This window comes from Microvirga aerophila, assembly GCF_003332305.1.
In the GTDB taxonomy this organism is placed as follows: domain Bacteria; phylum Pseudomonadota; class Alphaproteobacteria; order Rhizobiales; family Beijerinckiaceae; genus Microvirga; species Microvirga aerophila.
This window is the reverse complement of the sequence record NZ_QOIO01000050.1, coordinates 20,867-41,666: the sequence shown is the minus strand read 5'-3', so window position 1 is coordinate 41,666 and position 20,800 is coordinate 20,867. Positions and strand designations below refer to the sequence as shown.

Below are 20,800 nucleotides of genomic sequence, written 5' to 3'. Positions count from 1 at the left end.
CACGGACGGTCTCCTGTGTGTGAGATCTGCAACGACCTCATTCTGGCACAGCGATGCCGTAAGGGGGCCGTCCACCCCAACAGCTTTCGTGCGGGCATAGCGGATCACGGCGGCCGCCCCGACCACCAGCGACGTTCGCAAATAGCTATCGCCCATCTTGAAGATCCGCCCCAACCGTTCTTGGCCGCCAGATGAGTTCGGACGGGGTCTCAGTCCGAGCCAGGCGCCAAACTCCCGGCCGCAGCGAAAGTGGGACGGATCTGTTATGGTCGCTGCGATGGCCGTGGCGGTGATGAAGCCCACGCCCGGGATCGTCTCAAGCCGCCGGCTCTCCTGGCTCTGGCAGTGATCCGGACTGCCGCTAGCGCTGCAGCAGCTTGATGGCGAAGCTGTCGCTCACCCGAAAGTGCCGGGCCGCGGCCCGGCAGGAGTGACCGGCTTCCACAAACGCCACCACGCGCACCCGCAGATCCAGAGAGTAGCTCTGGGTCATGATCCATCTCCTGGCCTCAGAAGGGAATCACTCCTGCGCCCCGGAGGGAACCAGTCGAATCAGCGTTTCTGTCCGACGCTCTAGCAGGAAACACCTCGGCCTAAGAAAAAGTCTTGTCGGGGGAACGGGGCTTTAGAATAGAATAATGTGGCCTCGTCCGGGAGAGGTAAGGCCTTGACGTTCGTGCCCTCGGGATGACTGGCAAAGCTTACCCGAACCTTAACAATATCCGGCTCGGGCCACCGCGGACTTTCCGAGCGCGAACAGCCGTCGCTGCTTGCCCGCCCCGTCAGCTACAACACGCCCCTTGTCGAACGGAATTGATTTGGAGCTGCAAGGCAATTGGCGCCGCTCACGGACAACGGAGACGCGTGTTTGCCTCAGCAGGGTGTTAGAGTGATACCGCCTGCTATCTTGCAGTAACCTCCCGACGCCAATCCCTCTCCCAATTTCGGTTCTACTTGACGGCGCCCCTCAGGCTCTCCACCAGGATTCCTGGTTCATTGTGCGCGGAAGCGGTTGAACATCATGTCGGGCGCACTGGTGTTATGGCGCGACGGCACAAGGCGACCGAACCATGTGTCGGTCGCTGTGGCGTGGTCGAACGCCAGGATGCGCTCCTCGCGCCATCCTTCCTCTCCCTCCTCGCGCACTGCGATGTGGGCGACGTCCGCGTTCCACTCCGTGACATACATCGAGCGCAGCGCCGCGAAGGGCTTGCCTGAGATTGGTGCATCGAACGTGACATCGAGGGCAATGCGATCGGTGGTCAGGTCCTTCACGGAGAGGGTCGCATAGCCTCCTGTCGCGAAGGTGAGTGAGAAAGTCATGTGGGCGGGATCGAACCCGACCTCTCGGATGTCGACGAGGGGGCGCTCCCGAAGCTCCACCGGTCCCACGAGGAACGATGATCCGTAGGCGGTCCAGCCGAGATGCGGCGGCGGCAGCGGTCGGATCCGCCAGTATCCGTCAGCCGGATAGAGTACCATCACCTCCTCAGCACGCTCGTTGCGACGCACCCAGACCTGCAGGAGATGGATCCCCTCCTCCATGCGATCACCGATGCGGACACGCACGTCGCTGGCACGCCAGAAGTTCGAGAAGCGGTAGCCGATAACCCAGAGATCCACCGTCTCGAAGAGCGTTGTCTTACGCAGAGGCGGAACAATGGAGCCGGCCTCGGTCAGCGCGCCGCAGGCTGTCCAAACGGGATGAAACCGATCCTCGCGCAGGGCGCCGAGATAGGCCGGATGGACGGCCTCGATGCGAAAGGAGCGTGTTTCCGGAGACAGGAAATTCACCGTGACATTGTCTTTCTCCGCGCAGCGCACTGAGACGCTGGCATTGCGGATGTCCACCGCAATGTCCTCAAGGGACGCGGCTTCGGCCATCAGGCTGAAGCTGAGGAGGGCAGCCAGTGCAAGGATACGGCCAATCATCGCTCCGTTATCTCCTAAGGATCGCTTCGGCAGGATGCAGTCAAACGGCACCCGTGCAAGGGCAAACCTTTCGCCAGGCTGCGAAGATCCTCCAGCAACCCCTGGAAGGGTTCAAATTGAAAATGAACCATATGGCGGCCCGGAGGCACCGCGACCGCGCGGAACATCACGTTAGCGCGCAAAACGGGAACAGGCTCGTTCCCCCGGCGCGCGTGCCACCACGGGTGCCAGACATCGTTCAGAACAACGTATCCGTTTGTGTCCGACACCGCCTCGATCATGACGTCCGTATTGGAAGAGGACAGAATCCGCACTGACGGCGAATTCGGCCCCGTGGCCGCTGTGCCTCGACCGAGCCCAGGATCCTCAAGCAGAACCGTCTCCCCGTCCATTGAGGGCCACTGCCCGGTCCGGACGAGCGTGTCGAAGGTGACTGTCTGAGCCCGAAAGGCGAAAGTGACGCGCGGACGGGCATTCGGATTCTCGTAAATGAAGGCATCCGTAGTTCGCGCCACAAGCGGCAAGGGGGCGGTTGCCAACGACCCATCAATCTCATGAAGGGGAACACCCGAGGCAATGTAGCGAAGGCCCAGCATTTGCGCGAGCGTGGAGCGATAGCTGGGAAAGAGCGGCGAGAACGTGCGCTGGCTCGGCAGCGCGACGTGATCGCCTGCGCCAGTCGCGTCCGAATACCAACGCAGGCGCACGGGATTGTAGCCGAGCGTATGGTCGAGCGTGTGGGAGATGCTGGCATTAGGCCAATGAAAATCGATCCCGACCAACTCGATGCGGTCTTGCCGCGTCTCCGAGCGGCCCTCGGCAACCCGGGTCTTGAGCCACGCGATCGTTTCATTGCGGGAGTTGTGACCAAGCACAGAGAAGACGCCGGACGGCAGGGCTGTCGACTCGTTGGGGCCGTTGTTCCAGGCGACATCGACCGTGACGAACCCGGCGATCAGCACAGCCGGCGCGGCCGCATGCCACCGGGCCAGGGGACGGGCCGCCAGAAACACGCCGAGCGCGGCTGAGAACAAGACGAGGGCCTGAACCACCGGCCCGAGGGCGTAATCCAGCCTGTTTCGGGAGACCGCGACGAGAAGGGCCGCGCCCGCCGCACCGGCGAAGAGCCCAAGAGCGACGGTCGGCGAGGCTCTTGGGGCCGTCTCGTCGGTGATCCATCGATGCAGGAGATAGGCGACGCACAGCCCCAGCAGAGGGCCAAGCAGGAAGGTCGCATCAGCCGGCCTGCGAAACAGCGAGACACCAGGCATAATCTCGAAAGCCAGGGAGAAGACAGGGGTGTAGCGTCCGAGCGCATAGAGCAGGACAAGCAAGGCCGCGACCGCAATATGCCGGATGTCCCGGTGACGCCAGAGCGGAAAGCGCCACGCCATCGCGCCGAGCACGGCCAGAGGCAGAACTCCGATGTAGAGCTGGGCCATGTTTCGGGCCAGGTACAGGTCACTGGCGCCCCAGAGAGGGCTGGGCGGTCCCCAGTGATCCCTCAACGGGCCCGCCGCGCCAAACAAATTTGGGACAGCAAGCGTCAGAAGGTGAGCAGGATGCAGCGACCCCCGGCCGGCCCCCTCCCCGTCGATGACGACCCTGTTCGAGTCCGCAGCCAGGATCGCACTCATCAGGATGGGAATGATGATGATCGCAAGAGCCGTGACGGCGGTCGCCGCCAGAGGAGCGAGCAGGCGGGCCACCGCTTGGCCGCGCCACCAGGCCGTGACGAGATGCGCGACAGCGTCTCCCGCCAAAACCCATGCCCCGAGATAGGCCACCTGGTCCCGGCCGAGGAGCATTGCCGCCACTGAGACGCCCGCCGCAACGCCCCAGGGCAGAGAGGTGCGATCAAGGGATCGGGACAGACACAGCCAGGCGATGGCCCACATGGCGAGACTGTGGATCTGGCCGACATGCTGAATCCGCCACGCCGCCGATCCTCCAAACCCAAACACGAGCGCTGCGAGCAGGGCTGCGGCGGGATGCCAGCGGCGGTCCCGCGCAACAAGGAAGATGGCCCCTGCGCCGGCGAAAAGCAGGACGAACACCGCGGCATCGGCTGCCACGAGACTTGGTTCCGGCAGGATCAACGCGAGCAGAAGGAAGGCCGGAGAAAAGATCAGCGATTGCGGATCGGCAATCTGGGGATGGCCCGCGAAGACATAGGGATTCCACCAGGGCCATTCCCCACGATGGATCGACCGCGACAGGAACTGCAATTGCGGATAGAAGTGGGCCTTGGCGTCCCAGGGAATGGAGACCTGGCCCGAAAACCAGGGATAGCTCAGAACCAGAAAGACTGCGGCCAACAGGGCAAGATAAGGCCACGCGTGCGTCTCCCGCGCCCCCGCCGAGGAATGGCCGCGCACAGAGGCCGGAACCGGGCTGAAGGCTGGTTGTTCATCCGCCATGTCCGCTCGCACTGCTGGGGGCTCAGTCGTTCAACGGCGCATGAACCGCCAGGAGATCAAAGTCGATCTTGTGGCCAGCCCGATCGCGCTTCGATGCGAGATAGCGGACGTTCTCTGCGGTCGGACGGCCCAGGACCCGCCGCTCGGACACCACGGCAAGGCCTGCCTCGCGCAAGGCTGCAATCTTCGATGGGTTGTTTGTGAGGACACGCACGGTCTCGACGCCGAGTTGACGAAGCATCACGGCCGCAAAATCGAAGCTCCGATGATCGGCCTCGAACCCCAGAGCCTCGTCAGCGTCGTACGTGTCGTAGCCCTGAGACTGCATCTTGTTGCCGATCCCGTTTCCCCGCCCCTCCTGATCGAGGTAGAGCAGGATGCCGCCTTCGCCTTCGGCCATCTGTTTCACCGTGTGGCGAAGTTGATCGCCACACTCGCATTTGAGGCTGCCGAAGAGGTCGCCCGTCAGGCACGCGGAGTGAATCCTCACATCGACTGCTCCCGCAGGATTGGGCGCCTTGACTAGAATCGCCACCTGATCGCGAAGTCCCTCTCCGCCGCGAAAGACGACAAATTCCGTCTCATAGGCACCGTCGAGGGGGACGGGCGCACGGCTGACGATGCGCAGATGCTCGATTCTCCGCCGGCGGTAGGCATGAACCTCCTCGGCCGGGACGCTGAGGAGGTTCTGCAGCGCCGTGCAGGGCGGCGCGAGGGGGATGGCAAGCATGGCGGGCAGCACGAGCGACAGCTGTGCAAGCTCAAGCGCCGCCTCATCGAGGTAAGAGACCGGCCCTACCGGCGCGTCGATGCGTCCGTTGATCCTGAGCGCAAGATGGCCCAGACGGTCGAGGTCGATCACCGGCATGGGCACTGATCCCGGCGCGGTGCGGTCGAGGCCGAGGTAGCGCAGTCGAGCCGAGGTCAGAAGAAGTCGGGCGCAGCCGTCAGTTACATCGGCAAGTGCATCGGCCATGCGCTGATCAAGCCCCTCCACCGCGATGGCAAGCACCATGTCGCCCCCGGCCTGGACAAGGACAGGCCGGCCGGCACGAACGTCAGAAATGGCGCGTTCGACATTCACGCAGGTTGGGTCGGCGAACAAGTGGACCTCCGAGGACAGGTCTGGCACAAGATTACAGCCCCCGAAGGACAAATAATGGCGAAGCTGCGGGTGAATGAAACCCCAAGGTGACGAGACCGTATGACTTTTTGGCAGCTTGGGCCATACTCCTGATGAGTTGAAGCAGTTCGGCCGGAGCATGACACTGAAATCATGAACAGCAGCCCTCTCCTATGACGATCCGCTCTGCGCTTGGTCCTGCCCGGGATCCGTTTGAAGCCATCGACGCTGCGCCCGAGGACAGGCCGTTCGTGGTGGCTCAGCTCGGTCAGAGCCTCGATGGGCGCATTGCGACGCCCACGGGGGCCTCCCGCGGCATCAACGGAACCTGTGCCCTCGATCATCTGCACCGGCTGCGCGCGCATGTGGACGCCGTGATTGTGGGTGTGGGAACGGTGATCGCGGACAACCCTATGCTCACCGTCCGGCGGGTTCCCGGACGCAATCCGACCCGCGTCTTCATCGATCCGCATGGCCGCCTCCCCGACGCGGCGCACTGCGTTCGCTCTCCCTGTGCCCCCCGCATTGCCATTCGGGCAACTGCCTCGGCACTTTGGCCCGGCGTCGAGGAGATCGTCATCGACGCGTGCGACGGGATGATCCCACCGGGTGAGATCATTCGGAGGCTCCACGAGCGCGGCTTGCGCAAGATTTTGGTCGAGGGCGGCGCTCGCACCATCTCCATGTTCATCACCGCGGGCTGCGTCGACAGGCTGCATATGCTGGTGGCCCCGCTCATCATCGGATCCGGCGTCACAGGGCTCTCGCTGCCCCCCATCGCTGGACTCGATGGAGCCTTGCGTCCCGTGACTCATGTTCACCTCTTCGCGGATGGCGACACCCTGTTCGACTGCAACCTGAGAAGCACGGGACAGACAAACCGATGACCAGCGGTCCCGCTGTCTATTCCCGAGGATCCCGGTTCCTCCACTGGACCATCGCAGCACTGATCCTGCTGGGCCTTATTCCGATCGGCCTGACGATGGTCTCGCTTGAGGATGGGCCGCTGAAGAACCTCCTCTACGAGGCGCACAAGTCCTTCGGCATGGTCGTCTTTACGCTCGCGGTGATCCGCGTCGCGGTCAGGGCAGCGCAGGGCTTTCCATCCTTGCCCGACACTATGCCAGAAGGGCTCAAGATCGCAGCGCGTGCAACCCATCTCGCGCTTTACGCGCTGATTCTCGTCATTCCAGTCCTGGGTTATACCGGAACGGCCATGTGCTGCGCCCCGGTCAATCTGTTCTGGACCGTGCCGGTCCCGCTTCCCGTCGAGGGGGGCATGGACCGGGCCGAAATCGTGCTGGCTTGGCACAAGGCCGCGGTCTTCCTCATGGCGGGAATCCTTGTGCTGCATGTCGGTGCCGCCCTGTGGCACCGGTTCGTCCGCCGTGACGGCGTGTTCGAGCGCATGTGGCGCGGCTGAGCGAGCCTCACAGCGGCCTTGCGAAGAGATCGACATGGCCGATCTCGCACCGCACCGGATGCTTGTGCGCCTCCCGCCATGCCGTGAGGATGTCCGCCGGGACAAGACCGGTTTCGCCGACAGCCTGCTCGATCCCGTCCGCCAGCGCTTGGATCAGGCTGTTGTCTTCCTCGGTGACGAGCCAGGAGCTGCTTCCGATGTCGACGGCATAGCCTTGCGCTCGCAAAGCCAGGCTGAGGTGGCGCGCCGCCATCGTCCCCGCCGCGGGCCCAAATCCTTTGTCGCGGGTTTGGTGCTCGTTGAAGGCTGCGTTCACTTGGGCGTCTGCGGGATGGCCGGGCTTCCAGCGCGCATTACCATCATAGGTCAGCACCGCGTAGAGGGGAAGCCGAGCATCGGCCAGGGCATGGGTGAGGCGATCGATCCAGGCGAAGGAGACCAGGTCGAAGAACGCCGCTGCGGTGACGAGGTCAGGCCGGCTTGCAACGAGCCGTTCGGCCTCTGTCCTCAGATCCGCGCGCTCGAAGGAGACGGTCAGGGCTTTTCCGCGCCGCTCGAAGGAGAGGCGCTCTGCGTCCCACCAGGAAGCGCCCGCCCAGGCTGACAAGGTCCGATGCGCTGTTTCGAGCACAATGGGGTCATGGTCGACAAGGCGCCAGTCCTGCCGGGTGGGCAGATGAAGCCACGAAGCCCGCAGGTTGGACCCGGTTCCCGATCCGAGGTCGAGAACCGTGATCCGCTCACGTGCGCCGAAATGGTGTGCGCAGGCGTCCTGAGGCCCCCGCGCGCGGGATCGGTGATCGACCGGCTCGCGCAGGGACAGCCATTGCGGATCGAAGTGGCTCATGTTGTGCTGTTTTTCAGGTGGGCCGCGACGACAGCGACTGTCTGCGACCAGTCCGGAAGATGCTGCGCATGGGAAATCGCAGCCTCCGCCAGTGCGCGGCGGCGCTTCCCGTCGTCAAGCAGCGAGGCCAGGGCCTCTCCCAATGCGATAGGGTCTCCCGCCATGACCTTGAGTATCACCTCGTCAGAAAGGGTTTCTGTGGCCGCCCCAACCCTCGTCGACACGATGGGAAGTCCATGTGCAAGGGCCTCGGTCAGCACCATGCCGTAGCCTTCGAAGTGGGACGCGAGAACGAAAATATCGGCCTCGCCATATAGCGAGGGGAGCGCGTGATCCGAGACAGCGCCGGTGAAGCGGATACGGTCCGACAGCCCGGCTGCATCGATCTGGGCGCGAAGACATTGCACATAATCGGGCGCACGATCCAGGGCACCGACGATCGTCAGCGCCCACGGCCGGTCCCGCAGCCGCGCGAGAGCGGCCACCAAAACCTCATAGCCTTTCCGGGGAATGACGGAGCCAACTGCGAGAATCGCCCCACCCGCTCCGCTGCCTTTTGCCCGACCGGCCTGCATCGTTCCAGGAAGGGCAACGGCAATCACCTCCCGAGGCACATCGTAGTCCGCAACGAGGATCGCGGCGGTGGTGTCACTGGTGACGATGACGGCCGACGCCGCCGTCAGCGCCTCCCGCTCAAGCGTCCGCAGACGTCCGGCATCGTCAGGAGAGAGTCCTGTCTCGAGCGCGAGCGGGTGGTGCACGAGTGCGACAATTCTGGCCTGGATCCGGGACAGGACACTCGCCGGCAGGGCCCCGAAGGCGAGTCCATCGATGAGGAGCGTTCCGTCTAAATCTTCGAGACGCCGTGCCGTTGCTTCGAGGTCAACCGCGCTGGGAAAAGGAAATCCGTCCGGAAGGACGAGATGGCGCAGCGAAATGCCGTAATCACCGATGCGGCGCAGGATCTCCCGGTCGTAGGCATATCCGCCCGTCGGAGTTGCTATATCGCCGGGAATGGCGAAGGTTGCCTCAATCATCGGACAAAGGTCCCTCAAACCAGGCTTTCGCCAGGTGTGACTCGTGCAACGTCACCCGCAGATGCGAAACCCTGTCCGAGCCCGGTCCGAGCTCACCTTTTCGAACCGCCGCAGCGATGGCGTCGAAGACGTGACGGCACAAGAACTCCGTCGTTGTGTTCTTGCCTGAAAATTCCGGCATGTCATCGAGATTACGGTAGTTGAGCGGTGTGAGAAGGGCCTTGAGGACGTCATGCGCACGCCCGATGTCGACGACGATCCCCTCCTCCGTCAGGTGCTCACGATAAAATGCCACGTCCACAACAAAGGTGGCGCCATGGAGAGCCTGTGCCGGGCCGAAGAGCGGGTCACGGAAACTATGGGCAATCATGATATGATCGCGAACTTCGACGGCATACATGCAACCATCCTTGTTGGAGTCAGGAGTAAGCGACGACCGGCGGGATGCCACGCCCGTCGCCGCACAGAATGTCGTGTAGCGCCTCGGGCAATGCAGAGAACGGGACCTCTTCGGCGACCAGGACGTCCAAGCGTTGGTCGTAGAGGAGATGCAGGGCGGCGGCAAGGCGCCGGCGAGTCGTCCAGCGGGCGCGTCGCGATGGCGGGAGGTGCCCGACCTGGGACGAGACGAGCTGCAGCCGCTGGCTGTGGAAGGCGCCCCCCAGGGTCACATTGACGGCGCCGGATCCGTACCAGCTCATTTCGACGACCCGCGCCTCGAATCCCGCGCTCACGAGCGCCGTGCCAAGCCCTTGGGCCGAGGCCGACGCGTGAAACACGATATCGGCATCACTAGGGGCATCCTCGGGAGTGGCAAACGATGCGCCCAAGTGCTCGACGAGAGCGCGGCGGTCAGGATCAACGTCGACCAGCGTCACCTCCGTTCCTGGGATGCGGCTGGCAAGGTGGGCGGTTAGCAAACCGACCACGCCGCCTCCGACCACGACGATCCGATCGCCGGGCCCGCAGCCTCCGTCCCAGATCGCATTCAGGGCTGTCTCGAGATTAGCGGCAAGAACGGCGCGCTTGGGCGGGACGTCCTCAGGCACGGGAACCGTTAGGCCGAGCGGGACGGCGAAAAGGTCCTGATGGGGGTGGAGCGCAAAGACGCGGCGCCCCTGAAGGTCGGGCGGCCCCTGCTCCACGATGCCGACTGTGCTGTAGCCGTACTTCACCGGGAAGGGGAAACGTCCCTCTTGCATCGGTGCTCTCATGCGCCCGGTCTCCGACACGGGAACGCGGCCTTCGAAGACGAGGCGCTCGGTGCCGCGGCTGATCCCTGACCATTGTGTCCTGACAAGGATGTCGCCCGTATTCAGAACCGGTTCAGGGCCCTCCTTCAATTCTGCGCGATAAGCTTCGGTAATCCAAAGCGCTGACGTGGTTTTTTTCGTGCGCTGCTCTTCATACTGCATATCCAGCAGGCCCTTCTAGAACCCCGCTGACCTCTGCGGAGCGAATCGTGACCAATCAGGACCACCCAAACGTCGTCTCCGAGTGTCTGGGTCTCCCTCCAAACCATATGACGCCTGCTGGGCTCCAGTCCACACGCGTCATCGCACGCCGGCGTTGGATGGTGACCGTTCTCAACGTGGCGACCTATCTCGGCCTGCTCACATGGATCGGCGCTATTCTCGCATCCAGCGGCTGGAGTGGGCTCGATGCTCTCCTTCTCGCCGGCTTCGCCATCGGCCTGCCATGGACCGTCCTCGGGTTCTGGAATGCCGCGATAGGATACTGGCTGCTGCGGAACACGTCCAATGGGCTTGCTCGCGTCGCTCCATTCGCGAAGGCTGCCGAAGGCAGGAGCGCTCCCCTCCACATCAAAACAGCGATCCTCCTCACGCTGCGCAACGAGAACCCTTCGCGCGCCTTCCAGCGCCTGTCCGTGATGTGCCAGAGCATCGAAGCGACAGGACAGGGCAAGGCCTTCTCCTATTTCATTCTGAGTGACACCAGTGATCCCGTTATCGGCATCGAGGAAGAGGCACTCGCGGAGGCATTCGCGGTGGAAGCCAGCTCCCGTCGCACCGTCTACCGCCGCCGCACGGATAATAGTGGTTACAAGGCCGGCAACATTCGTGACTTCGGGCGGCGTTGGGGCAAAACCGTCGAATTGATGCTCGTCCTCGATGCGGACAGCCTGATGACGGGCGAGACCATCGTGCGCATGGTCCGCATCATGCAGACCTATCCGAGGCTCGGCATCCTCCAAAGCCTCATCATCGGAATGCCCTCCAAGAGCGCCTTTGCCCGGATCTTCCAGTTCGGCATGCGGCAGGGCATGCGCCCCTACACAATGGGCTACGCATGGTGGACCGCCGATTGCGGAGCCTATTGGGGGCACAACGCCCTGATCCGGACCAAGCCATTCTTCGACGAGTGCGACCTGCCGGTTCTGCCCTCGGACAAGCTGCTCGGCGGGCCCATCCTGTCGCACGACCAAGTCGAGGCGACCTTCATGAGACGGGCCGGATATGAGGTACGGATCTGGCCCGAGGAAGCCGGAAGTTGGGAGGAGAATCCACCGACGATCCTCGACTTCATCCGCCGAGACATGCGCTGGTGCCAGGGCAATCTGCAGTACATTCACTTGCTCTTGGAAAAGGGTCTTCTGCCGACGAGCCGCTTTCAGCTCATCTGGGCCATCCTGATGTTCCTCAGCATCCCTGCCTGGACGGTAATCATCGCGCTCCTACCGTTCATAGCTCATGAGATCAAATCGTCCGCGCAAGCCTTTCCGGTGACCCTGGCGATGGCTCTTTACGTTGTGTTCATGACGATGCACCTGGCACCCAAGCTCGCCGGTTTCTTCAACATCCTTGTCAATCGGGACAGACGCGCACGATATGGCGGCGCCCTGCGCTTTCTCTGTGGCACAGCCATCGAGCTCGTCTTCTCATTCCTTCTCGGCGCCGTGACAACCCTCTGCACGACCATCTTCATGGCGGGTCTCCTCTTCCGGAGAACGATCACCTGGAGCGGGCAAGCCCGTGACGCTCATTCACTGGAATGGGGAACGGCCGTTCGGCGACTGTGGCCCCAGACGGTATTCGGCCTTGCACTGACCGGCACAATTGGGGCCATTTCACCAACCACGCTCCTGTTCTCGCTGCCGCTGACGATCGGCTACGCCGTCGCAATTCCCTTCGCGGTTTGGACGTCCCGGCCTGCGCTCGGAGAATGGATGGCGCGAAGAGGGATCTGCACGCTTCCGGAAGAACACGAGACAGTTGAGGAGATCGAAAGAACGAAGGGTCCAGCAACAGGTCCCGTTGCAGTGGTTAAGGAGATTCAGGACACATGAGGGGATCCTTAAGATCGTGGCTCGCTCTCGTGCGCTCGATCTTGGTCTATCATGGGAACCGTGAGCGCCACCGCCGCATGGATGCCCTTTACGCGCAGTTCGTGAAGCCTGGCGATCTGGCTTTCGATATCGGCGCACATGTTGGCGACCGCACCGCCTCCTTCCGCCGTCTCGGCGCGCGGGTCGTCGCAATGGAGCCTCAGCCCGGCCCTGCGATGATCCTGCGCGTTCTGTTTGGACGGGATAGGGCCGTCACCCTGCTGCGCAAGGCGGCGTCGGGCGCAGATGGCGACCTGACGCTTTACACCAATTCACAGAACCCCACTGTTTCGACCCTATCCGGCGAGTTCATCAAGGCTGCCCAGGGGGTGCGGAACTGGGAAGGGCAGAGTTGGGATGGAGCGATCACCGTGCCGGTCACGACACTCGATACACTCATCGTCACTTATGGCGAGCCAGCCTTTATCAAGATCGATGTTGAAGGCCACGAGAGAGATGTTCTATCGGGCCTGACGACCCCTGTCCCAGCCCTGTGCTTCGAGTTCACGACGATTGCACGGGAGGTGGCGATCGCATGCCTGGATCGCCTCGAGGAGATCGGCGAATATTGCTACAACGTCTCTCTGGGAGAGAGCCAGACGTTCGTCTTTCCGAACGACGTCACGGCCCAAGAGATGAGATTCTTTATCATCGAGGCCCCGCACATCGTAAATTCAGGGGACGTCTATGCCCGCCGCCTGTTGGACTGATTCAGGCTTGAGCGTAAACCCTCAGGTGAGACACCTATGCCGATTATGGCAAAGAACAGCATCCTGTAGACCTCGCTGAGGCATCGGCAGGACGTGCGAGCAGCATTCTTTCACAGGGGTGCCTTTTTGTTCATCCAGTCCTCTCAACGTCGTGGCATGATCTCGCCCGAGAGCTTCCGCTTCCAGGCACTGGCTCGCCCGAATGGCATCGGCCGCTTGGATTCGTCGGCTCCGAGATGCCTGATCTTCTGACGCTTGGCCTGCGCCGCGCGTCGATGATCATCTTGCGTCTTGACGGCTGCGCACGTCTCGTGCACCGGCCCCGTGTTGTCCAGATTATCCGGGCCGCCGAGTTCAAGAGCGCGAATGTGCTCTATAATCCAGTGCTCGCGCACGCCATCAATCTTGCGCTCACACAACACGCAGATGCCTCCCGTTTTCTCCCAGACCCGAAGCCGTCGATGCGGCGTGAGCCTCCGCCGCAGTGTTGTGTTGACATCCTCACTCTGAACAAACGGCATCGGACGTCTCCATCATCGGTCGGATGGAGAAGCGGAGCCATCAGTGTCCCGAACTCCTCGACGCAGTGGGTGTGGAGGGCGCGGGTGTTGCCGGGCCGCTCAGCGCCATGACTTCACACGACAGCATCTGTACCAGTGGCAGCGGGATCTGCGTCGCAAGCCACCTGCCGCGATAGAACATCCAGTCCTGGTGCCGGCGGAGATCTCCGATCATCCTGGTCAAGCGACAGCAAGTCCTGCCTTTAACCGCAACATCGATGGCCAGCGCGTCGAGATCGTCTTGGGCAACGGCCGCATCGTCCGGGCGCGCACCGGATTGTCCGATACGGGATTGATGCGTTGGATCGACGTGGTGAAGGCCGCACGATCGGTCGAAAGTAAATTTGAGCCGTCTTTCAGTTCGACGGTGGGACGGGGTGATCGCGATCCGAAGTGGCTTTTTCGCCACGACCTTCGCCACTAGTGACTATGGTTGGGAAAGGGCTGCGCGACAGCCAAACGAGTCAATTGTGGCTTGCCTGCTTGAACCGGTTGGTGATTGTCAGGTTTGGGCCAATTCTCTGGCCATCCTGCAGGTCTTCGGAGTAGAGGGTTGTACAGCCTGCGCCTGCGGCCGCCGCGACAATCCCGCTGTCATAAATCGAGAAGCCGTAGCGGCGCATGATGCCGAGTGCCTGATCGTGCGTCTCGATCGTGACCGGCTGGACATCACAGGCATACCGGATCCCGGCAAGGACGTCGCACGCCTCGTCCAGGCCCATCTTGAGTTTCTTCGTCATGACATTCACGGCCTCGTTGAGGACCTGCACGCTGATCGTGCCGCCCTGCGCGAGAAGAGCCTCAACCCGGTCTGCCTTGGTCGCATCTCCGGACAGCAGGTAGAGAATGACATTGGTGTCGAGGAATGGTTTAGCGGTCATTGGCCTCGAACCGGTCGAACTTGAACCCGTCGGGAAGGCGGCCGCGGTACTTGCGCAACCTGGCCAGCACCTCGGCCACCTCAGGCTTCTTCGAGACCTCGAAAGCTCGGGATCCCACGACCGTAATCTCGATATCGTCGCCTTCCTTGAGCCCCAAGACCTCAACGACGGCAGCAGGGAGACGAACTGCAAGGGAATTGCCCCATTTCGCGACTTGCATTATACCCTCCATGATACACATTCCGGAGAATGTATATCTAAGCTATTGGCGGCAGAATGCAAGCCATTCCTCGATGGAAGGCAATGGGTCCGTGTTCGCTCCCTGGTGGGCACGAAGCCACCCGAACCGGAGAAGGCGGCGATTACGGCCGCCTGCGAGCGCTTTTTGGCTGAGGTTTTGCGACCGCGCTTCCTGCCCGCAATCCGACCCACCTCGTTCAACTACCCGGTTGCCATCATGGGCAAATGGCATGGCAACAAGTACCGCTTCCTGCAGCGCTTCCGCTCTGACGATCCGGACGCGCTCGAGCCCGAGTTCGACGCGCCATTCGCGCGTCTGGAGTATATCGCCCGTGACTGTTTTGACGTCTCCTGGCATCGCCATACAGGTGAATGGTTTTGCCTCTACCGATCCGTGTCTCTCACTGAGGCCTTGCGCCTGATCGAGAGTGACGGCCACCTCCATCCCGTGTGACGAGCCAGCGAGGCCTGATTGCTGAGATCAAGGCTTTCAGATGCCGGATGCCCGCCGTTCCAGCCTCTGACCGAAGAGAAATCCTTCCCGCCTGAGCTCCAGTCCACGTTTCGCCCTTCTTCACACGCTCAGCCTCGCACGGGCCGGCGGAACCCTAAGGCTGGAAGGAGGCGACAGAGGGCTTTTTGGTCATGCCGCAATCTTGAGAAATGGTCTCCAAAGGAAAAGGTCTTGGTTCGGCGTCTCGGCCACCGCATCACAGAAACCACCGGTTGCCGCCGTTTAACAAAATAGCTATATTGTTGAACAAACCCGAGGTGGCATCATGCCCATAGCACGCAAATCGACGAAACACCCCCGGTCATCTGGCAGTGAGATCCCGCGCCGTCGCCATCAAGTTATCATCGAGACAGCACAGCGAGCAGGCCTGCTCAGCGGAGAAAACGGGCGCATTGCCGGACGGGTTCGCGAGACGCTGATCCAAACGGCGAAGGAGCGGTCGGGGATCACCTCTGACACGGAGTTGCTTGAGTACGCCCTCGCAAAAGTCGCGCTTGAGGATGACTTCGGCCCAAAGATTCTCGCGCGCAAGGGACGTGTCTCGAAGGACGTTGATCTTGAGTTTTGATCTTGTGGCGGCATTGCGCAGGATCAAGGCCCAGCGCAGTTCCTGTGCTGTCTCCCGCCGCGCTGACGATGATTTGCCTTTTGTTCCTGAACAAATCGAGGCAGGCCCCGAGCTGATGCTCGACACCTGCGTCTACATCGACGTCATTCAGGGCAAGGTGCCGCGGAGCGTCGATGATCTGCTTGGAGCACGCATCTCCAACCATTCCTCAATTTGTCTTGCAGAGCTCACGCACCTCTTTGGACGTCTCGATCCACAGCACCCCGAAACGCCCAACACTCTGAAGGAACTGCGAGGTGTGATCAAAGATGATATCCCGGCCCATCGCCTGACCGCGCCATCCACGCGGGTTCTTGGAGAAGCTGGAATGCTGGCAGGGCTTACGACGCGCCTGACTGGCCGATCCAAGGAGCAGGCCCTTCTCAACGACGCCATTCTCTACCTCCACGCTCTAGAGCGCAGCTGCGTCGTGCTCACCCGCAATCTGGCAGACTTTGACGTGTTCCATCAGCTCGTCCCAACGGGCAGCGTGCTCTTCTACCGTCAAGCCTGAAACGGACCGCCTAATGACAGAGCGGTCGCTTACGGCAAGCCAATCATCTAAACATGCGTAACGGGAATGAGCCCGAACGCCACAGCGCCGCCATACGCAGTCGGCGAGCCTGCAACCACCGACGCCGTAGGGAGGCTTGCCGCCACTTGGCGGGGTAATGCTCGATCGCGGCGATGGGCCGTTCCGCCTCAACGCTGCCCCGAACGGCCTGATGTGCATGCCGCCAACAGGCGCTGGTCCACCAGATCCACCTGTTTTAGACCCTTCGTACTCTCGACGTGGTCTGCTCACCCGAGAGCCTGATCAAGATCGCTGATGATGTCGTCGGGGTCCTCCAGCCCAACCGAGAAGCGCAACACCCCATCAGCCGCCCAGTCGCGATAGGAGCGCGCCTCCTCTCCCTCGAGGTGAAACGACGACCGCAGGATGTCATCCGTGGGGATGTAGAACAGCAGGCTTTTGGTCTTGCCCAGCGACACCGCATACGAGACGACCTGCAGCCGCTCGGCAAGCTGGCGGGCCAGGGCCCCGCTCTCCCCTTTGGCCGTGAAGGCCACCAGCCCCGAGAAGGTGCGCATCTGGCGCGCCGCTAGGTCATACTGCGGGTGACGCGGCGACCCCGGCCAGAACACCGACCGCACCTTCGGGTGAGCGGCCAGGAAGGCCTCCACCCGGCGGGCATTGGCTTCGTGCAGGGCCATGCGGGGCGCCAGTGTTTCCAGACCCCGCAGGATCAGCCAGGCGGCAAAGGGCGAGAGGGAGCCGCCGAGGTGAATGAGGCTGCCCTTGCGCAAGGCCGCCATCCGCTCCTGGCCCCCGATCACAGCTCCCCCGAGCGCATCGCCGTGCCCGCCGATGTATTTCGTGAGCGAATGCACCACGTAATCCGCGCCCAGCGTCAGCGGCTTGGTGCCGAGCGGCGTGGCAATGGTCGCATCGACGGAGAGCTCGGCTCCACTGGCATGGGCGATGGCGGCAAGCGCCGCGATGTCAGAAATCCGCAGGATCGGATTGGCCGGCGTTTCGATGTGCACGAGTTTGGTGTTCGGCCGCATGGCCGCTGCCACTGCCGCGGGGCTTGAGGTGTCAACGGGGGTGACGGTAATCCCGTGTTTGGACAGAGTGTCATGGGCGAGTTCTGCCACGCCCGCATAGCAGACATTGGACAGCACCAAGTGGTCTCCGCTCGCCAAGCGGTCCAGGAACAGCGCACTGATGGCCGCCATCCCGCTCGCAAAGGCAAGGGCCGCTTCACCGCCATCCAGAGCCGCAAGGCGCGCCTCCAGCAGGGTGAGGGTCGGGTTGCTCCACCGTGTGTAGAAATGCGGCGCGGCCTCGCTGAGGTCGTGGGCCGAGAAGCCGACGGCGTCCGGATGGGTGAAGAAGCTGGTTGCCATCACTGGCGGCGAGGACGCCGGCGCGCCGATCTCGCGGCGGCCCGCACCGGCGTGAAGGCTCAGAGTTGCGTCACGAGGGATAGGCTGGCGATCAGGCACTTCGCTGGTCCTCTGACATGAAGGGCAAGTGCCTCGTACCATAGAGTACGTGCGCGGTGATACCGAGAGCGACGGTGTGCGGCAGAAACACAGGTGTTGTGGAATGCTCGGCGACCAGGCCGCCTTGGCGCGGCACCGGAGCGCTTGCAGCGACGGGCGGCAGCCTGACCCTTTGCAATCCGCCGTTGCCCCGCGGCGGCTCACCCCCAACTCCTACGGGGAGGCAACCCGCTTGGTGTTCGCCAATTCGCACAGCCTATTGAGCTGCGCCCGAAAGGCGGCCTCCGCAAACCAGCGTTGGGCGGTGTCAAAGCCCTCCACGTCCCGCATCGCCGCGACAATCCCGCTGAAATCGGTATACGATCCGGACTGGGCCAAGGTGCGGGCGCGGTTCAGGACAGTACGACGTTGCTTGTGAACCTTGTTGTGTGCGGATGCCACAGACCCTGTGCCTTTTTCTCGGACGTGGGTCTTGAGGAGGTGCGCCCGCCGCCTAACCGGTCGAGCATGCACCCGTATGACTAACAAGTCGTTAGCAGGACACCGCCGGATCGCCCAGAACCAGCCGAACGCAACGGCTCTGCGCGCCTGAAGCGAAGACCTACAGGCTTGAGGCGCGCCCGGCCGAGGCCGCCGTCAGGACGTGACAGCGGGCCAAACCGCGGCGTCGGTGATGACACCCGGGGATAAGCCCCCTCAATCATGGCGTGTGGACCGGTGTCCGGCACGGTGGGGCACCGGTATCCGCGACCCTGTGCTCAACCCCATCAAGCCGATCTGCCACGAGGTAGCCTGAACGTGCATCAGGGTTCTCCCGGCCGCCCCGCAACCGATCATGTACAAGCCATGTTAACCCCCATGATTGTGCAGCAAACCACCGGACCATCGGATCGTGCCAGATCAAATCAACCCTTGGGAGACCCTGTCCTCCCAGCGCTTCTATGAGAGCCGCTATGTCGATGTGGATCAAGACGAGGTCCGACATCGCTCCGGCAGGATCCACCCTTATACGGCACTCCGCTTCCGCTTCTATGTAATCGCGGTCCTCCCCATCTTCGCTGATGGCTCCACCCGCCTCATCGGTCAGTACCGCTATCTCGCGCGGGATTACACCTGGGAACTCCCTCGCGGGTCAGGGTCGAAAAGCGTCGATCCCCTTGAAACGGCCCAACGCGAACTCAAGGAAGAAACCGGGGCCACGGCCGGGCAGTGGCTCGAGCTTTTTCGTCTGATGGTGTCGCCCGGCGTCACGGATGAAAGGGCGCCCTGCTTTGTGGCCTGGGATTTGAGCCAAGGAGCGGCGGATCCCGACTCACAGGAGGACTTGACCATCCGCCGGTTGCCTTTTCGGGACGCCGTGGCCGCCGCTCTCGATGGCACCATCAGTGATGCTGCCAGTGTGGCCACCCTCCTGGCCGTCCACACCAGAGCCGCCCAAGGAAACCTGCCAGCCGATCTGATGCGTCGACTCCGCTAGACCCAGGCTACCGTATGCATCGACCGGCATCGTCACGAAATCTGAGCGGGCGGGAGGTCTTCGAACCCAAGAAAAAGCCCCGCCGGGGACGGGGCTTTCGAACAGGGTGGCCTCGTCCGGGGGAGGTTAAGGCCGTGACGTTCGTGCCGTCGGTATAACTGGCAAAGTTTACCTGAACCTTAACCATATCGAGCGCGCCCTTCTTCATACCTTGCTGCAATCTCCGGAGCACATCCAGTCGCGCCTTTCTGGTCTCGATTTGAGCGAGGCGTAGAGTACTCACCGCCGTCGGCCCTGCTTTCGCCCCCGCTTCCACCAACAGCGTGTTGACCGTGTTGATGCCGTCGAGACGCTCCTTGAGCTTTGTCACAAAGCACCTCTTTCGAAGCCTTGGCAGGACGGCCCAAGACAGTACGGACTTCCATAAACCATTATCAATGGCCTGTTCCTCACCGTGCGTCCGAGAAGCTCCCGACCCGAACCGCCTTCCGTGGTGGTGCAAAGTCTTGGCCGAATCCGCCCCATACTGCGGTTCATTTCAGGCCGAAACCGTAAACCATAGGCAAAAATTCTCCGGGCTAGCAAAGAGCTCAACGCTTCCTTTAACCAGTTTGGATAATCTTAATGATCGTCACGGAAATCATGCAACAGAGATGCCTGCGTGCCGAAAGAAGCTGCCAATCATCTCAGGTCAGCGTTGCAGGCGAGCAAATTGCGACACGCTGGGCGGTCCCTGTCTCGCCGTCGGGAGACTGGTTCAAAGCTTTCTTGCAATAAGACCATAAAAAGACTATATTTGGCCCTGCCCAATCGTCAGGATAGCCATGCGCTACTCATCCCAAGTCAGGCCGATCAGCTATCTCAAAGCCAACGCCGCCGAGGTTTTGAAAAATCTTGCCGAGCAGCGTGAACCACTGGTCATCACACAAAACGGTGAAGCCAAAGCGGTCTTGCAGGACATTGCTTCGTTTGAGGAAACCCAGGAAACGCTGGCGCTTCTGAAAATCCTGGCGCTGGGCAATCAGGACGTGGCGGCAGGCAAGACCAAGCCTGCAGCTGATATCGTCGCTCGCTTGCGGGCGAAGCGAGCCGCCGACTGATGGCAGGCACGCCTGCGAAATTCCAAGTCCTGCTTACCAAGGGCGCTGAGCAGGACTTGGAGGCGATCTACGACTACATCACTGAGTTCGACTGTGTCGACAGCGCCAACCGCGTGCTGGATCAGTTGATGGAGGCCGCGGAGAACTTGTCACGCTTTCCGGAGCGCGGCAGTTTTCCGAAAGAGCTGGCCGCGCTGGGCATCAAAGAGTACCGGCAGACCTCGCTCAGGCCGTACCGTGTGATCTACCGCGTAACAGGTCGACAGGTCATCATCTACCTGATCGCAGACGGCCGACGCGACATGCAGTCGGTCTTGGCACGCAGGCTGCTCGAAGCCTGAACCCACAGACACGCGATCGATGGCAGCAACATTATCATCGATCTGCACGATCCCCTGTTTCAAAGCTCGGCCCCGTTCGGTCTGTTCGGCCTGCCTTTTCAATAACTCCTCAACAGCACTTGCCATCCAGGCACCGCTCATCTCGAATTGTGTAATGAAACCCGGCACAATTGTTGAGGAAGTTCCAGCATGCGTGTGGCGCGAACAGGTTGCAGATGGCGCGCCGGAGCGT

Annotated in this window: 25 protein-coding genes and 1 pseudogene; 11 read left to right on the top strand and 15 right to left on the bottom strand. The window is 62.1% G+C overall.

The genetic code is table 11. The features are described 5' to 3' along the window. The 5 genes and pseudogenes from DRB19_RS22490 to ribA all read right to left on the bottom strand — a co-directional run. Positions 1 to 345, bottom strand: a pseudogene (locus tag DRB19_RS22490) (transposase); the annotation flags it as partial. A 16-nt stretch (positions 346 to 361) separates the two neighbouring features. After that, complete coding sequence (locus tag DRB19_RS22485; RefSeq protein WP_245439747.1) at positions 362 to 493, bottom strand: IS630 transposase-related protein; 132 nt, start codon at positions 491 to 493, stop codon at positions 362 to 364. 500 nt (positions 494 to 993) lie between these two features. After that, positions 994 to 1,932 carry a hypothetical protein gene (locus DRB19_RS22480; protein ID WP_114188265.1) on the bottom strand — a complete coding sequence of 313 codons (939 nt, stop codon included), beginning with the start codon at positions 1,930 to 1,932 and terminating at the stop codon, positions 994 to 996. Between the two features lie 14 nt (positions 1,933 to 1,946). Then, positions 1,947 to 4,352, bottom strand: coding sequence for a hypothetical protein (locus tag DRB19_RS22475; protein ID WP_174799958.1), 2,406 nt, complete (start codon positions 4,350 to 4,352; stop codon positions 1,947 to 1,949). Between the two features lie 22 nt (positions 4,353 to 4,374). Further along, positions 4,375 to 5,457 (bottom strand): GTP cyclohydrolase II RibA, encoded by a 1,083-nt coding sequence (ribA, locus tag DRB19_RS22470; protein WP_245439746.1) that lies wholly within the window; start codon positions 5,455 to 5,457, stop codon positions 4,375 to 4,377. Between the two features lie 191 nt (positions 5,458 to 5,648). Between ribA and DRB19_RS22465 the strand changes: the two genes are divergently transcribed. Both DRB19_RS22465 and DRB19_RS22460 read left to right on the top strand, forming a co-directional pair. After that, positions 5,649 to 6,362 carry a RibD family protein gene (locus DRB19_RS22465; protein ID WP_114188263.1) on the top strand — a complete coding sequence of 238 codons (714 nt, stop codon included), beginning with the start codon at positions 5,649 to 5,651 and terminating at the stop codon, positions 6,360 to 6,362. After that, on the top strand, positions 6,359 to 6,898 hold the full coding sequence (locus DRB19_RS22460; protein WP_114188262.1) for a cytochrome b: 540 nt from the start codon (positions 6,359 to 6,361) through the stop codon (positions 6,896 to 6,898). The genes DRB19_RS22465 and DRB19_RS22460 overlap by 4 nt, the downstream gene beginning before the upstream one ends. Before the next feature lie 7 nt (positions 6,899 to 6,905). On the opposite strand, the gene DRB19_RS22455 is transcribed toward DRB19_RS22460, so the two are convergent. From DRB19_RS22455 to DRB19_RS22440, 4 genes are read right to left on the bottom strand one after another with little or no spacing between them, the layout of a single operon-like run. Then, positions 6,906 to 7,745 (bottom strand): SAM-dependent methyltransferase, encoded by an 840-nt coding sequence (locus tag DRB19_RS22455; protein ID WP_114188261.1) that lies wholly within the window; start codon positions 7,743 to 7,745, stop codon positions 6,906 to 6,908. After that, the gene (locus DRB19_RS22450; protein WP_114188260.1) at positions 7,742 to 8,782 is read right to left on the bottom strand and encodes a glycosyltransferase family 4 protein; all 1,041 of its coding nucleotides are present in this window, start codon (positions 8,780 to 8,782) and stop codon (positions 7,742 to 7,744) included. The genes DRB19_RS22455 and DRB19_RS22450 overlap by 4 nt, the downstream gene beginning before the upstream one ends. Then, positions 8,775 to 9,182, bottom strand: coding sequence for a 6-pyruvoyl trahydropterin synthase family protein (locus tag DRB19_RS22445; RefSeq protein ID WP_114188259.1), 408 nt, complete (start codon positions 9,180 to 9,182; stop codon positions 8,775 to 8,777). The genes DRB19_RS22450 and DRB19_RS22445 overlap by 8 nt, the downstream gene beginning before the upstream one ends. Positions 9,183 to 9,201: 19 nt before the next feature. After that, the gene (locus DRB19_RS22440) at positions 9,202 to 10,197 is read right to left on the bottom strand and encodes a zinc-dependent alcohol dehydrogenase (protein WP_114188258.1); all 996 of its coding nucleotides are present in this window, start codon (positions 10,195 to 10,197) and stop codon (positions 9,202 to 9,204) included. A 47-nt stretch (positions 10,198 to 10,244) separates the two neighbouring features. On the opposite strand from DRB19_RS22440, the gene mdoH reads away from it, so the two are divergent. Together mdoH and DRB19_RS22430 are read left to right on the top strand one after the other, a co-directional pair. Continuing rightward, entirely contained in the window at positions 10,245 to 12,089 is a 1,845-nt protein-coding gene (gene mdoH / locus DRB19_RS22435) for a glucans biosynthesis glucosyltransferase MdoH (RefSeq protein ID WP_147021776.1), read from the top strand. After that, a complete protein-coding gene (locus DRB19_RS22430; RefSeq protein WP_114188256.1) occupies positions 12,086 to 12,838 on the top strand; it encodes an FkbM family methyltransferase in 753 nt (250 codons plus the stop codon). The genes mdoH and DRB19_RS22430 overlap by 4 nt, the downstream gene beginning before the upstream one ends. A 143-nt stretch (positions 12,839 to 12,981) precedes the next feature. Here DRB19_RS22430 and DRB19_RS22425 read toward each other — a convergent pair whose 3' ends face one another. Further along, positions 12,982 to 13,359, bottom strand: a complete 378-nt coding sequence (locus DRB19_RS22425) for an HNH endonuclease signature motif containing protein (RefSeq protein ID WP_114188255.1) — start codon at positions 13,357 to 13,359, stop codon at positions 12,982 to 12,984. 190 nt (positions 13,360 to 13,549) lie between these two features. On the opposite strand from DRB19_RS22425, the gene DRB19_RS22420 reads away from it, so the two are divergent. Then, on the top strand, positions 13,550 to 13,822 hold the full coding sequence (locus tag DRB19_RS22420) for a hypothetical protein (protein WP_114188254.1): 273 nt from the start codon (positions 13,550 to 13,552) through the stop codon (positions 13,820 to 13,822). Between the two features lie 40 nt (positions 13,823 to 13,862). On the opposite strand, the gene DRB19_RS22415 is transcribed toward DRB19_RS22420, so the two are convergent. Together DRB19_RS22415 and DRB19_RS22410 are read right to left on the bottom strand one after the other, a co-directional pair. Then, on the bottom strand, positions 13,863 to 14,279 hold the full coding sequence (locus DRB19_RS22415) for a PIN domain-containing protein (RefSeq protein ID WP_114188253.1): 417 nt from the start codon (positions 14,277 to 14,279) through the stop codon (positions 13,863 to 13,865). Continuing rightward, entirely contained in the window at positions 14,269 to 14,499 is a 231-nt protein-coding gene (locus tag DRB19_RS22410) for an AbrB/MazE/SpoVT family DNA-binding domain-containing protein (RefSeq protein WP_114188252.1), read from the bottom strand. The genes DRB19_RS22415 and DRB19_RS22410 overlap by 11 nt, the downstream gene beginning before the upstream one ends. A 105-nt stretch (positions 14,500 to 14,604) precedes the next feature. On the opposite strand from DRB19_RS22410, the gene DRB19_RS22405 reads away from it, so the two are divergent. From DRB19_RS22405 to DRB19_RS22395, 3 genes are all read left to right on the top strand, one after another. Beyond that, positions 14,605 to 14,973 carry a DUF3024 domain-containing protein gene (locus DRB19_RS22405; protein WP_245439745.1) on the top strand — a complete coding sequence of 123 codons (369 nt, stop codon included), beginning with the start codon at positions 14,605 to 14,607 and terminating at the stop codon, positions 14,971 to 14,973. Positions 14,974 to 15,298: 325 nt separating this feature from the next. Next, positions 15,299 to 15,601: a hypothetical protein gene (locus DRB19_RS22400; RefSeq protein WP_114188251.1), complete on the top strand. Its 303-nt coding sequence runs from the start codon at positions 15,299 to 15,301 to the stop codon at positions 15,599 to 15,601. Next, complete coding sequence (locus DRB19_RS22395; protein WP_114188250.1) at positions 15,591 to 16,154, top strand: type II toxin-antitoxin system VapC family toxin; 564 nt, start codon at positions 15,591 to 15,593, stop codon at positions 16,152 to 16,154. The genes DRB19_RS22400 and DRB19_RS22395 overlap by 11 nt, the downstream gene beginning before the upstream one ends. Before the next feature lie 287 nt (positions 16,155 to 16,441). On the opposite strand, the gene DRB19_RS22390 is transcribed toward DRB19_RS22395, so the two are convergent. Both DRB19_RS22390 and DRB19_RS30120 read right to left on the bottom strand, forming a co-directional pair. After that, positions 16,442 to 17,650, bottom strand: coding sequence for a trans-sulfuration enzyme family protein (locus DRB19_RS22390; RefSeq protein ID WP_245439744.1), 1,209 nt, complete (start codon positions 17,648 to 17,650; stop codon positions 16,442 to 16,444). A 213-nt stretch (positions 17,651 to 17,863) separates the two neighbouring features. Continuing rightward, positions 17,864 to 18,091: a hypothetical protein gene (locus DRB19_RS30120; RefSeq protein ID WP_147021775.1), complete on the bottom strand. Its 228-nt coding sequence runs from the start codon at positions 18,089 to 18,091 to the stop codon at positions 17,864 to 17,866. A 451-nt stretch (positions 18,092 to 18,542) separates the two neighbouring features. Between DRB19_RS30120 and DRB19_RS22385 the strand changes: the two genes are divergently transcribed. After that, on the top strand, positions 18,543 to 19,127 hold the full coding sequence (locus DRB19_RS22385) for an NUDIX domain-containing protein (RefSeq protein ID WP_162815805.1): 585 nt from the start codon (positions 18,543 to 18,545) through the stop codon (positions 19,125 to 19,127). Between the two features lie 7 nt (positions 19,128 to 19,134). Here DRB19_RS22385 and DRB19_RS22380 read toward each other — a convergent pair whose 3' ends face one another. Next, on the bottom strand, positions 19,135 to 19,497 hold the full coding sequence (locus DRB19_RS22380) for a hypothetical protein (RefSeq protein ID WP_114188247.1): 363 nt from the start codon (positions 19,495 to 19,497) through the stop codon (positions 19,135 to 19,137). 454 nt (positions 19,498 to 19,951) lie between these two features. Here DRB19_RS22380 and DRB19_RS22375 point away from each other — a divergent pair, with 454 nt between their 5' ends. Beyond that, positions 19,952 to 20,227, top strand: a complete 276-nt coding sequence (locus DRB19_RS22375; protein WP_114188246.1) for a type II toxin-antitoxin system Phd/YefM family antitoxin — start codon at positions 19,952 to 19,954, stop codon at positions 20,225 to 20,227. Beyond that, the gene (locus DRB19_RS22370; protein WP_114188245.1) at positions 20,227 to 20,568 is read left to right on the top strand and encodes a type II toxin-antitoxin system RelE/ParE family toxin; all 342 of its coding nucleotides are present in this window, start codon (positions 20,227 to 20,229) and stop codon (positions 20,566 to 20,568) included. Before DRB19_RS22375 ends, DRB19_RS22370 begins: the two co-directional genes overlap by 1 nt. The last annotated feature ends 232 nt before the right edge of the window (positions 20,569 to 20,800 follow it).